General features: G+C 45.6%; 9 protein-coding genes and 1 pseudogene. 4 read left to right on the top strand and 6 right to left on the bottom strand.

Annotated features, from left to right (window positions below; genetic code table 11):
- Both PsAD26_RS23335 and PsAD26_RS29110 read left to right on the top strand, forming a co-directional pair.
- Positions 1 to 218: pseudogene (locus PsAD26_RS23335) on the top strand (slipin family protein); the annotation flags it as partial.
- A 1,231-nt stretch (positions 219 to 1,449) separates the two neighbouring features.
- A complete protein-coding gene (locus PsAD26_RS29110; protein ID WP_084403807.1) occupies positions 1,450 to 3,315 on the top strand; it encodes a M10 family metallopeptidase in 1,866 nt (621 codons plus the stop codon).
- A gap of 962 nt (positions 3,316 to 4,277) precedes the next feature.
- On the opposite strand, the gene PsAD26_RS23325 is transcribed toward PsAD26_RS29110, so the two are convergent.
- From PsAD26_RS23325 to PsAD26_RS23315, 3 genes are all read right to left on the bottom strand, one after another.
- The gene (locus PsAD26_RS23325; protein WP_063312332.1) at positions 4,278 to 5,666 is read right to left on the bottom strand and encodes a glutamate decarboxylase; all 1,389 of its coding nucleotides are present in this window, start codon (positions 5,664 to 5,666) and stop codon (positions 4,278 to 4,280) included.
- 13 nt (positions 5,667 to 5,679) lie between these two features.
- Positions 5,680 to 7,098, bottom strand: a complete 1,419-nt coding sequence (locus tag PsAD26_RS23320) for an amino acid permease (RefSeq protein ID WP_063312331.1) — start codon at positions 7,096 to 7,098, stop codon at positions 5,680 to 5,682.
- A gap of 137 nt (positions 7,099 to 7,235) precedes the next feature.
- The gene (locus PsAD26_RS23315; RefSeq protein ID WP_063289725.1) at positions 7,236 to 7,538 is read right to left on the bottom strand and encodes an HdeA/HdeB family chaperone; all 303 of its coding nucleotides are present in this window, start codon (positions 7,536 to 7,538) and stop codon (positions 7,236 to 7,238) included.
- Positions 7,539 to 7,804: 266 nt separating this feature from the next.
- On the opposite strand from PsAD26_RS23315, the gene PsAD26_RS23310 reads away from it, so the two are divergent.
- Both PsAD26_RS23310 and PsAD26_RS23305 read left to right on the top strand, forming a co-directional pair.
- Positions 7,805 to 8,503 (top strand): Crp/Fnr family transcriptional regulator, encoded by a 699-nt coding sequence (locus tag PsAD26_RS23310; RefSeq protein ID WP_153041560.1) that lies wholly within the window; start codon positions 7,805 to 7,807, stop codon positions 8,501 to 8,503.
- Between the two features lie 229 nt (positions 8,504 to 8,732).
- Entirely contained in the window at positions 8,733 to 9,245 is a 513-nt protein-coding gene (locus PsAD26_RS23305) for a DUF1269 domain-containing protein (RefSeq protein ID WP_063312334.1), read from the top strand.
- 414 nt (positions 9,246 to 9,659) lie between these two features.
- Here PsAD26_RS23305 and PsAD26_RS23300 read toward each other — a convergent pair whose 3' ends face one another.
- The 3 genes from PsAD26_RS23300 to PsAD26_RS23290 all read right to left on the bottom strand — a co-directional run bounded on the left by PsAD26_RS23300 (position 9,660) and on the right by PsAD26_RS23290 (position 12,713).
- Positions 9,660 to 10,436 (bottom strand): HAD family acid phosphatase, encoded by a 777-nt coding sequence (locus tag PsAD26_RS23300; protein ID WP_063312333.1) that lies wholly within the window; start codon positions 10,434 to 10,436, stop codon positions 9,660 to 9,662.
- Between the two features lie 962 nt (positions 10,437 to 11,398).
- Positions 11,399 to 12,181 (bottom strand): hypothetical protein, encoded by a 783-nt coding sequence (locus PsAD26_RS29900; protein WP_063312329.1) that lies wholly within the window; start codon positions 12,179 to 12,181, stop codon positions 11,399 to 11,401.
- A 46-nt stretch (positions 12,182 to 12,227) separates the two neighbouring features.
- Entirely contained in the window at positions 12,228 to 12,713 is a 486-nt protein-coding gene (locus tag PsAD26_RS23290; RefSeq protein WP_063312328.1) for a hypothetical protein, read from the bottom strand.
- Positions 12,714 to 12,864 lie beyond the last annotated feature (151 nt).

The raw sequence follows: 12,864 nt of genomic DNA, 5'->3' as shown, positions 1-12,864 counted from the left end.
GTGCCAAGGTCATCGATGCTCAGGGCGAATCCCAAGCAGCGGAAAAGTTTCTGGAAGCCGCCGGAATTCTCTCCCAGAACGATCAAGCTATGCAGCTGCGTTACCTGACAACACTGCAGACAATCGCGAGCGATAGAAGTAATACGATTGTCTTTCCAATGCCAATGGAACTGATAGGCCGGCTTAGCCTGAAGGGTTCTGCAGGAGAGGAAAAATAAGGAAGTGTTTCTAAGTTATGCTGGCTGGAAGGTATCTCTCAAGGGCTCTATTACAGTTGGTCAAAGGAGTTACTTGAGGTTCACTATTGCATCTTGGTTTAATCCCGAAAGCAACTATGGGATCCCCAATGGCCTATGTTATAGAGGCTACAAGTGCCTGGACGGTCAAGGGTGAAGCAATTTCGGCGGTCGCGGCATTTGAAAATGCTTATTGCAGAGCGCAACACTTTACCTAAGCTGAATTCAACCCATGCTGGAACCGACTGTAGGTCCATTGTTGGCCCCGTTTGTCCAAAGTGTAAGCTTTAATGCGTTCTGTTCTTTGTGTTTGCAGCGAGAGAGGCCACTTCGTCTGTAGTTCAGGCTTGAAAGCGAACCACGCTGACAGGCAACTACAGGTCAACGGGCGTCATTTCAGTATGACACTACATCTCACCGGCACCATTCAGAAAGTTGCGGATCTCTCCTTATCGAGCATGGAACTGGTCGGTCAGAACTTTGAACGCCCCTCAGGCCTCGATAATCTTGGCTCCAAGTCATTGAAATCAGGGTTAGTGTTGCAGCTACAATATCGAACGTAATCGGCTTTTGATCAACGCAGAACCTAGCTTAAAAGGGGGGGAGGCTTAGTCTCACCCATGTGCTACCAGGTGCACATTTTTTGCTTTTACTGCCTCGCCTCTTCTGCAATCAGCGGTGAGTACCGCGCGACCTAGCGGTTGAGGGTGGCATGGGCAAAATCAACGCCTTTGGCAAACATGAAGATTCAAACTTAAAGCAAAAATCTTTAAAGCTCCCAGACAAAGGCGAGAGGGTCAAACTCTCCATTTCCTCGTGCCTGTTTCAAGAGCGAATCTAGTTCGGGTAACTGTTCAGATTTCCCAAGCCATCTCTGATGGCACTCTTTGCGCCATATAAAATCTAAGTAAAAATATTAAATTATGGCTATATTATGTGTAAATAATTTATATAATGAAGTATACAATTTATTCGACATAACTCTACAAAATCGACTTCAATAATAAATAATAAATGATATCAATTAGATAACATCATTAGGGTTGATAATTTGCATTCAGACGCATTTTAGACAAAAATTAATTTTACATAGGTTAAGTTTGAGTTGTATTTTAAAAATAAAAATTCATGTGAAAAAATACTAATTAATATTGTTTATTTCTGACTTGTGCTCAATTTTACTTCTGTAGTTAAAGTAAAAATTGAGGGTAAAATGCATTACAGTTATTGGGGCTCTTCTGGCCGCTATAAGTACAATCCTTATGGCTATTATCCCTACAAGTGGACTTCATCTGGCGATGAATGGCGTGATGCCCCATTTAGTCGCTCCACACCCTATACAATTGATGCGGGCGAGAGCTTTGTTGGAAGATTGAACTACCGCGGTGATCGTGATGCTGTGGCAATCGAGCTTGAAGAAGGTAAAGAGTATACAGTCTCCCTGAAAGGAACCGGATACTACGGTGTTCGCAACACTGTCCTTACGCTCTATGATAGTGATGGTAACCGTATTGCCTTTGATGACGACAGTGGAGAAGGACGTAATTCTGAGATCACGTTTACGGCTACTTCCAGCGGCAAATATTATATTGGCGCTTCTTCCTTTGGTAATCGTTATACCGGTAGTTATGAGATCAACGTAATCGAGAATGCCGTTCCAGTAGATCCAGACCCTGTGGATCCAGACCCTGTGGACCCAGATCCAGTAGACCCAGATCCGGTAGATCCAGACCCAGTAGATCCAGACCCTGTGGACCCAGACCCGGTGGATCCAGATCCGGTGGACCCAGATCCGGTGGACCCAGATCCGGTAGATCCAGACCCTGTAGATCCAGACCCGGTAGACCCAGATCCAGTAGATCCAGATCCGGTGGTTCCCCAGCCCACCTCCGACCCTGAGATCGTTGTGCCTGAGGGGCACTTTACCAATGATCAAATCGCTAACCAGCTCACTGATGTAGCTTGGAGCAGTGGTCGTCGTGCATTTGATGTGGAACCAGGCGGCACGATTACGGTAAACCTAACAAGCTTGAACAGTGATGGTCGGGCTCTCGCGATCAAAGCTCTTGATGCTTGGTCGATGACCACCGGCATCAATTTTGAGCAGGCAAATTCTAGCCCACAAATCACCTTCAGTGATGATAAAAGCGGCGCCTACTCAAGCTCCCGCACATATGGCGGCACCATTCAGTCATCAATCGTAAACGTGAGCACTTCATGGTTGAATAACAGTGGAACCAGTCTGGATTCCTATTCATTCCAGACTTACATCCATGAAATTGGCCATGCTCTCGGCCTAGGGCATGCTGGCAACTACAATGGCAGCGCACGCTATGGTGTAGATAACCACTATGCGAACGATTCTTGGCAGGGCACAGTTATGTCCTACTTCTCGCAGAGCGAGAACTCTGCTGTGGACGCCAGCTATGCCTATGTCGTTACACCAATGATTGCTGACATTCTTGCAATGCAGGATCTCTATGGCACCGCTGATAACATTCGCAGTGGTGACACTGTTTATGGCGAAAACTCAACCGCTGGCGGTTACTATGATGATCTGGCGGATCTGAACCGGGTAACCTACACCATCTCTGACAGCGGAGGGCGGGACACTCTCAACTTTAGTTCTGTGCGTGCTGATCAGAAAATCTCGCTGTTGGCAGAAACTTATTCTGATGTGAATGGCTACAAAGGCAATCTGGCCATCATGCGTGATACAGTGATTGAAACTGCCTATGCAGGTTCAGGCAACGACACGTTGATCGGTAACTTTGCCGACAATGCTCTTTATGGCAATGCTGGTCATGATCGTCTTGAAGGCGGTTTCGGCGACGATATGCTTTCCGGAGGTTCCGGAAATGACAGGTTTGTGTTTGATACCAATTGGGGTGCTGATGAAATCATCGACTTCGAAGATGGCTTTGATCTAATTGAATTCTTAGACAATATCGATAGCTTCAACGACCTAAACATCTCCGGTAAGGATGGTGACACCGTCATTTCTTATGAGGGTAGCTCCATCACCCTTTCAGACGTTGCCGTAAGCAACATCACGGCAGATGACTTCATATTTGCATGATAACCAACATGGAATAACCCGCGTCTGCGGGTTATTCCAAACCATGAACAGTTAACCGTTTAGAGCAACCATATTAATGGTTCCCCTTCTGGGGAATGCCCAAATTTTTGTATGCTCTCCATCACGAGGAGTTTAATCAGAAAGATAGGGCTAAACGTTGCGGAGATCATTCAGCAACAACATGCAAAAAGTGACTAATCTGCGTTGGCTTAAAAAGTTTAGAATTCCAAATTGATCTGGCTGAAAGTGATATTGCAGGGCCGCCCTCTGGTCTAATTTCGAAGTTCTGAATGCCAAGTAAGATCGATACCTCCACGCTTAACTCTTGTGCTCTTTCTTACTCAGCTGCGCGCAAGCCGCTTAACATCAACATGCAAACCGGGCCAAACACGCCGCTATTCAGAAGCTAATTCTGTCTAACTTCATTCGACGACGGACAGAAAATATATTCAATCTCAAAGCTTTAGATGCGCCTAGAGATTACAAATTTTATTTTTCCTAACACCGCCAGCATTACAAACTATCTTATGCTGTCACAATTGAACAACGACGCGGCTGAGCGGATCATGAAACTCGTGGCTTTAGGAAGAAAAATTATCTCTTCATGGGCCTAGATAGGGGCAAGGCTGCGGCAATCGCCTATACCTTCATACAAACCGCCAAGCTTAACAATGTTGACCCGCAGGCTTAGCTTACCTGGGTTCTTGTCCAAATCGCTGAGTACAAGATCACTCGTATCAATGACCTCATGCCGTGGTGTTACGCTTTAAAAGCTGTGTAACTAAAATTACCCAAGAAACTGGCTACCTTTGCCGGACGCTCATATTGAATTTAGATGCAGGAGCATATCAAACCTGCCTGAAAAACGACAGGTTTAGCCTAGTCACTCTCAGGCTAGTACGATTGAATTCAGAAATACTGGTTTGATATGCTTAGCATGCTAATAATTTGTGGTAGGGCGGCTACACGTGAGCAAAGTGTTTTTCTGGAGCCTCATGTCCATTCTTTGATTCTCGTTCTAACTTCTCGATCACAGTTGCTAAATCGTTGAGAAGCAGCTCTGCCATATCACGGCTGAAACCTTCCCTGAGAACAATCCTGAGAACGTGTATATCTTCAGCTCCCTCGGGCATTGCATAGGCAGGGACTTGCCAGCCATGAACTCTCAGGTATTCGGAAACCGCGTACACCGTGTATTTGCTCGGGTCTTTCATTTTGAATGCAAAGACTGGGATGGTACTTCCGTCACTTAGCAATTCAAACTCACCCATTTGTGCAATATTAATAGATAGATAGCCGGCAATTGAACGTAAGTTCTCCATTATCTTTGTGTAACCATCTCGGCCTAAGCGTAGGAAATTATAGTATTGCCCAACGATCTGATTACCTGGCCTAGAGAAGTTCAATGTGAAGGTCGGCATATCTCCGCCCAGGTAATCGACATGAAAAACGAGATCTTCAGGTAAATCGCTTTTGTCCCGCCAAACAACCCAGCCCACACCCGGATAAACCAAACCATATTTATGGCCTGATACATTGATCGATTTAACCAATGGCAAGCGGAAGTCCCATTCCAGTTCTGGCTGCAAAAACGGGGCGACAAATCCACCACTAGCGGCATCAATATGGAGAGGGACTTCACAACCAGTCTGTTCATTGGATTTTACCAAGGCATCGTGAACCTCTTTGATCGGTTCATATTCGCCTGTATACGTCGTTCCCAAAATTGCAATAACACCAATGGTATTCTCATCAATTTTTGCAATGGTTTCATCAGGGTCGATCACATACCGATCGGACGCCATTGAAACAAATCTTGGTTCAACATCCCAATAACGACAAAATTTTTCCCAAACGACTTGTACATTAGTTCCAAGGATTAAGTTTGGTTTATCTGTGGGTTTGCCTTTCCCTTTTTGTCGATCTCTCCACTTCCACTTCAATGCCATGCCCGCCAACATGACAGCTTCACTCGAACCTATTGCTGACGAGCCAGTAAACCCATCAGGCGCATGAAAGAGGTTCGCGACAATCTTGATGCATCGCTCCTCAATCATTGCGGTGTTTGGGTATTCATCTTTGTCAATCAGGTTCTTATCAAAGGTTTCGGCCATCAGGCGCTCAGCCTGAGGCTCCATCCACGTTGTGACAAACGTTGCCATATTAAGCCGGGCATTGCCATCAAGCATGAGTTCATCATGAATGATGCGGTATGCGGTCTCAGCTTCCATCTGTCTATCAGGCAAACTAAATTTAGGGATGGGTTCGCGCATCACTCTCCCACCATAAGAGGGCATCAACATCGATGAATCTACATTAGTATTGGCCATATCTGGTTTGGTATTTCCCATTATTGGGGTCCTTTTAGCTGGTCGCTTTTATCAGTGACCAAAACGGTCGGCGAAACGAAAAGAGTAAGACCGGAATAGCGACAACAAGTGCGAGACCTGCAAGCATCAAGAACTCAAAGGACTTGATGGAGAAAACACTATTAAGCGGAGGAATGAAGCCAATTGCAAAACATGCCACAGAGGCAGCTAAGCCAGTTCCAGCAACGAGCCACATACCTTTGTTCCCACCAGGAACACGATAAGCTCTCTCAACCTTCGGGTGTGTGTATCTCAAACGTATCGCTGCAGCGTACATCAGGATATACATCAGTGAGTATATGAGGACCGCTGCTGAGGTGAGTATCAAGAACGCTGTATTTACATCTTTGACAACAAGGAAGAACATGGCAATAAGCGAGATAAGTACGGCTTGTAAAATGAGGAGGTTTGTAGGTACGCCCTGGTGATTCACCTTTTGCGCCCAGAGAGGCAAATTTCCCGCTTGTCCGGCTGCTAAAAGCCCCTTCACAGGTCCCACAATCCAAGTGCTCACCTGTCCGGCAGCACCTAAAGCAACAAGAATTGCTAGTATCGGTATAAGCCACAGTAGGCCGAAATGCGTGAGTAAAGCAGAGAAGGCTTGCATTGCACCGTTGATTTGATCAATAGACTCCGCAGGTAACACCGAAGCGACAGTCAATCCACCCAACAGCGTTGTTACAAATCCAATCCCGGCGGCGCTGAAGATTGCGATGGGATAGACACGTCGTATATTCTTAACTTCTCGAGCATGGCTGGCTGATACTTCAACCCCAACAAAACCAAAGATAAAGCTCAAGAAGAGAACCAGGTTCCCGGCCTCCCAAACTGATGGGACCAGATTTTTGGCAGACAATGTCGTATCTAGATGGAGCTTATTTCCAGAACTTACATAGATTGCGCCCAATGCAATCAGGAGAACAGAAGGCAATAATACTCCCGCAGAAACAGCGACTGAGCTTATTGTGCCTGAGCCTTTACTGCCTCGGAAATTGACAAGGGTGGCAATCCAGTAAACAGACAAGATAATAAATACTATGAAGTACTTGTTGGCACCGAGTTCTGGGTCAAAAGCATATGCAAGAGAAGCCGCTATGTAGGCTAGAATAGAAGTAATCCCAAAGATACTCTGGATCCATTGCATCCAGACAGCAACAAATCCCATACGTGTTCCAAACGCTTCTTCAACCCAGTGGTACACTCCGTTTTTTGGCCACCCTGTTGCAAGTTCGGCGGAAACAAGGGCCACAGGTATAAGATAAGCGAAAATAGTGATGAGGTTGAAGAGGATCATTTTCATCCCGGTTTCAGCCATCATCGGCATATTACGGAGCGTCATGAATAAAGCAGCAGTCGTCAAAGTAAGCGCAAGTGCACCTATTTGATGCTCGCTTTTGGTACGTTGATTTCTCATATTTCAGGTGCTGTATCAGAGGGCAAAACACTAAGGAAATTGCATCTTTGAGAATTCTTCAAAGAGCAATTCCCTTACTTAGTTGGCACGAGTTTGCCAAAAATGAGACTGCATGGCAGCCTCTCATCAAAACAAATTTAGTTCAGGTCTTCCACTTCTTCGAAGAGGAATTTTCCCTTGGCATCTTCGGAGGTGCAAATCTTTACGAGTTTGTCGCGATGCTCGACAAAAGTTTCAGCATCCCACACTGGTGCATTATCTTTGCTGGATAGGTAGCCATCAATCCAGAAAAGTGTAACAACCGCATCAGGTGCACTCATCTCCAAAAACTCACCACAAGTGAGTTTTGACATATCACGCTTTGATGTAGCAGCTTCATCTGCATAGACGCTGCTCCCACTGGCAAGCAATAATGCAAGTGTAATACCCAAAAATCGCATGAGCTAACGTTCCCTTTAGAGCTAATTATCTAATGTTTCTAATAGGTAGGTCGGTTTTCCAACCTACAGTCGAACCATTAACACCCCGCTCATACGTTCGCTGTTAGCTGGCCAACAGCAAAGCTTATTAATGCTCAAAATTACCACTATTTAATTTGTTGTTTTCGCCTTAAATGGCGGATAACGAGACAATTGAATGCATATAGAATATGTTTTCAAAATTGCTTTTGCTGCATGTTGTCCATTTATGAAAAGGGGAGGCAAAGTTGTCGCATTGGCACCTTGCAACGATTAACTGGCTCGACGCGCTGCCAGATGACACTCTTAAAAATATACGTTTAGCTTCAAGAACTCAGATGTTTCAGGACAAAGAAACGATCTTTTCTCCTATGATTGAACCTGACACCGTGTATTTGCTCGAAAAGGGCTTAACGAGGCTATACCGTTGTTCAGACTCTGGCGGCGAGTTCACGCTTGGCTTCGTTGAACCGGGAGAAGTTTTTGGTGAGCTATCCGCACTCAACAACGACCCTCGCGAAAGCTTTGCTGTAGCGATCGACCAATGTGGTGTTTTAAAACTTCCGAAGAGGGTTTTCATCGAACTAATGCAAACCGCACCAAGTTTTAGTTTTGCAATATCCAAACAAGTTGGAAAGCGCTTGCAACGGATTGAGACCAGAGCTGAAGATTTGATTTTTAAAAGTGCGACATCGCGCATGGCAAAAATGATAAGCCTGCTCGCAAGTGATCTGGGACAGGAAAATAACAATCGCATCAACATCAATGTGCGTTTAACACAAGGTGAGATGGCAACCCTTGTCGGATGCTCGAGGCCAACCGTCAACCTCACTCTCAATGACTTTAAGAGGCAAGGCATCATTGAACTAGAAGACGGCTACCTTAGCATCATTAAACTCAAAAAGCTTAAAGACTTGGCCGGTGCAGTCCCAGAGTATGCAGAGTGAATGAAGTCCCACTTATTAGAATAGCTCTGACAAAACGAACGCGCTATACGAAAGCCTCCAACATAACTCAAAAATATCTGGCGGCCTGTTAACCAGCTAACAGACACAGCACGTTCATCTGCTCCATAGCTTGCCAGCAAACAATACAGACTTGCACAATTGAACAAGCCTAATGATCGATGTTCAAGCCTGTTTTGCTTGTTTTTCAGACCGAAACAAGGTGATAAAAATGTCCGAATTGATCGTCATTGGCTATGATAATGAAGCAGAAGCAGAAAAGGCCCGTGAAGAACTGTTAGAGCTACAACACGAGTATATGGTGGAAATTGCAGATGCAGTTGTTGCGAAGGCAAACGAAAACGGAAAAATAAAGCTCAACCAGATGGTCAACATGTGGACTGCCGGAGCCGCTGGAGGCGCATTTTGGGGATTGCTGATTGGTCTAATCTTCCTGAACCCGCTTCTAGGTGTCGTCGCAGGCGCATCAGCCGGAGCGCTTGGCGGGGCCCTCAGTGATTATGGCATCAACGATAAGTTCATGAAGGACGTTGCTTCCATACTCAAACCAGGTCAAGCAGCTTTGTTTATGATGGTACGCAAAGAAGTATCCGACAAAGTTATCGAAAAGCTCAGTCAGCAGGGTGGTCATATTATTCGAACAAATCTTGATCGCTCCAAAGAGAACTCCCTTCGTGAAGCCTTTGACGCAGCTCATTCTGAAGTTTTAAGTGTAAACTTATAGAATTCAAGAGATAGAGTCGGGTTACCAATGCCTTTGAGGTACTGCGTAGCCTGACCTTTATACGTTAAAGGACTTGAGTAATCACTTAGTGCGGTCGTCATCTTGCCCTGAGAAAACAGACAGACACTGCGGATATACAGCTTTAGTATGCGCTTCTAATCCGGGTACAACGCATGTGATGTTTCAATCCTCTTTTTCGGTAAAAGAAAATCCTGCACCGTAAACGAACTTCCCAGCTTGTCTTTCTGCGCAGGGCTGTACAAGTGGTGCCATGCTCACCTCATAGACCTTCGAATGTTTTCGAAAACCAACAAAGACATGAGCCTCTGACACCACTTCTACGCATATTAGTCGAGCATTAAGGCCAATCAATCACCAGAAAATCTAGCGATTTGAAAAGATAAACTGATCTAGTCACCATTTTTCAATGATGGTCTCATCGCTCCATGTGGTCAAAGGAGCTTCGGACCACGTGCCGTAGGCGGTGTTCGGGAAAACGATCCACTCTGCACCCCATTTAGCGGCATTCTCATCGACAAGGGATTTCTGGTGATCCAGAGGAGTTTTGCGGAAACCGCCGTCGAAGTCATGCAATGTATCCCCCAGCATCAGGACAATCTGGTGATCCTTCCGCACAATCTCACGTCGCTCCACTTTGGGTGGTCCAAGCAGAAGAACAGTCTCGGGGCTGATCTGTGGTAAACCCAGCTCATTCAATGTGGCCAGTGTGTAATCTTTCTGCTTGTCCGCACGGTCTGAAATATAGCGAATAGAAACCCCCAGTTCATCTGCGTAGTTTAAGAATTCCCTTGCTCCAGGGATCAATGTCGGCTTGCCATCGCGCTCCCATGGGAGCCAAGTGTCCCATACATCATATGTATGGCAGTTCTTCAGATCACGAGCCAACAGGGCACTATTATCAATCACAGTCTCATCCAGATCAGAAACAATAGCCAGTTTCGAAGGATCATCTGCCGCTTCGACTGCAGCTGCAAGTTTCTGCGTAGCAATGTTGTAGGCTTGTCTCTGTAGTGCCCGAACTTCCGCTGATTGCTGCTGGAAACGCAAGCCCATGGTGAACTCCGCAACAGAACAGTCGTTTGAGGAAGCTTCTTGCGCGAAGCTCGCCTGCGCCAGTGAACCCAAGGTCAAACAGGTCAATACGGAAGTCGTGAGGAAGCGTTGTTTCATAAGACTATTCTCTTTCATTGAGCTTTTGCTTTCATGGCTTTGTGAAATTTCACAAAGCCATGGTCATGAGGCATACAAAACTCACAGCCGATCTTAAACCGTGTTAATAGTCTTATTGACATCGTCTATCGACAGACGGAAGTTTACTTGGTTTCTAGGCGGTCAGCATGACACGATGGGAACTGGATATCTAGGAGTTCTGGTCACAGCTTCACTTCATAAGTTTTCGGCGGTTCGGCAAAGTGGTGTGAGCGGAAAAATCATGGCAATGAGCTGTTAGCAAGAATGTTAGAATCTTCGGGCAAGAGGGAGAGGCCATTTTTGAACCTCACATTAAGCGACACCCACTTCCAATTGAAAACGTTACACTAGCTCGTTAATGGCAGGTAGCAATTTTCGAAAAACTCTTGAGAATTGAAAACTGCCGACAGTCTCAAAGAAGCCAATGTTTTTTCTCGAGTTAATCTGAAAAAGTATCAGCGGCAGCGAAGATGGGTGAAATCCGGCTTTCAAACGCTCTCATTAGCTTCCATTGAGTTCCCTATCGAAGCCTTATAGAAATGAATAAGGGAGTGATTTGCCCCAAAATCCTCCGTCAGGAGTGATAAATGAGGCAGAACGGCTCACTACATGAATGGCTATTTAGAGAATTACAAACCCTTCATGAAGATAGCTGAAGGCGCTTCTATGAAGGCTGCCTCAACTCTTGATAGAAACATGCGAAGGTCCGATATTGGCCCTCAGCGTTAAGCTGGTCAAGAGCCATCCCAAGTTGATGTCTAGCTCTGGATGAGACGATCTGTAACTAGGCTAATGTCAGCTTTAGTCACTCCGCAACAAGTTGACTAAATCGACCTAAGGCCGAAGTCATGCACTGGCCGGACGTGCTTTGATTTCGGCTAAATATCACACAGTATAAAGGCCTTTAGCATTCGCTGAAGGCCTAGATTTATTAGGGCACGTTAGACAAATTGGAAATCGTCCGGATTCAGCTCTGCAATTGAAACGCTCTTCAACGTGACAGAATTACTTGTTCCGAGAGTAATCATAGTATCAGCGCCATTCTCGCTTGCGGCTTCAATGATCGCATTGAAGTCGGCAAATACTGTCTGATCGAACTTGATTAAATCTCGGATACTTGAACCTGCTTCAAAGTCAGTGATGACATCGTTGCCAAAATTGACACCTACAAACCGGAAGGTGTCCGAGGATGAACCGCCAGTAAGCGTGTCGTTCCCGTCACCACCGTCGATAAAGTCAGCTCCTTTCCCTCCGTCGATTGTATCTTCTCCCTGAAGGCCAAGCATCGTGTCATTAAAATCGCCACCTATAAGAGTATCGCTAGTTACTGTGCCCATATCATCACGACCGATAATTGCGATTTTGATTTCAGTGGAGGTGGGAGTATTGCTGCCATTATCGATTTCAATCGTGTAGGTTAAAGTAACATCTTCTCCACGATTTAGATAATCGAACACATGTGATGGTGCATCAAACGAAAAATGTGCTCTTCCATACCCAGCAGGCATATCGGCTCTTAGGCCATGTGAAAATCCATCCGAAGTTAAGAATTCCAGCAATGATGTGGTGTCGAGCCCATCTACGTTGCCACTGGCTTCAACAGCAATAGCTTTCCCTTCATGACTATGGGAACTAAAGTATTTATCGTAAAAAACAACGTCTACTGCAGCTTGTATAGATGCATAATCTGAAGTCTCATCAATAGTTGCTTCTGATTTAACCAAGCTATATTGACCTTCAGCGTCGGGGACGAGTTGATAGGTTCAAGCTCTATGTGCGTAGGCTTTCTGGAATCCTACGGTAACCACACCGGAGTCTGATATTGATACAGATGTCCCCAATGATTGGGGGAATCAAGAACTGCTCCGTGTACCCTCCATCCGCATCAGGGGTATAAACAGCAACCCCACCCAAATTCGTTACTCGATTGCCTTGGGAATTAATGTAAGTATACCCTGGTACGCCAACAACGATTAGCCCGTTGGAGTTTATATCAACTGCTTCTCCAAATTCTTGGTATAAATGGTTTGTAGCTCCCAGCTTCGTTTCGGAATAAGTTCCGGTTTCGTCAGGTGTATAAACGTACACAGCCTTTTTTGCGGGAACTCCAACCACTATCACTCCATCATCATTGATGGTGATGTTTTCACCGAACTGATCTCTTTCTGCTGCGTCTGATGAATGAAGTTTTACTTCTTCATATCCTCCGCTAGCTTGAGGCCTGTATACAAAAATTGCACCAGCCTCAAATCCCAAGTCATCGTTACTTGGTGAACCAACTGTCCGTCGTCGAATGAAGTTAGACAGAATTAGCTTCTGAATAGCGGCGTGTTTGGCCCGGTTTGCATGTTGATGTTAAGCGGCTTGCGCGTGGTAACGCAAGCGGCGATTTTGAAGAGTTCTGCGT

The organism is Pseudovibrio sp. Ad26 (genome assembly GCF_001623285.1).
GTDB classification, from domain to species: domain Bacteria; phylum Pseudomonadota; class Alphaproteobacteria; order Rhizobiales; family Stappiaceae; genus Pseudovibrio; species Pseudovibrio ascidiaceicola.
Note: the sequence above shows the minus strand (reverse complement) of the source record. Positions and strands in the feature narration are given on the sequence as shown.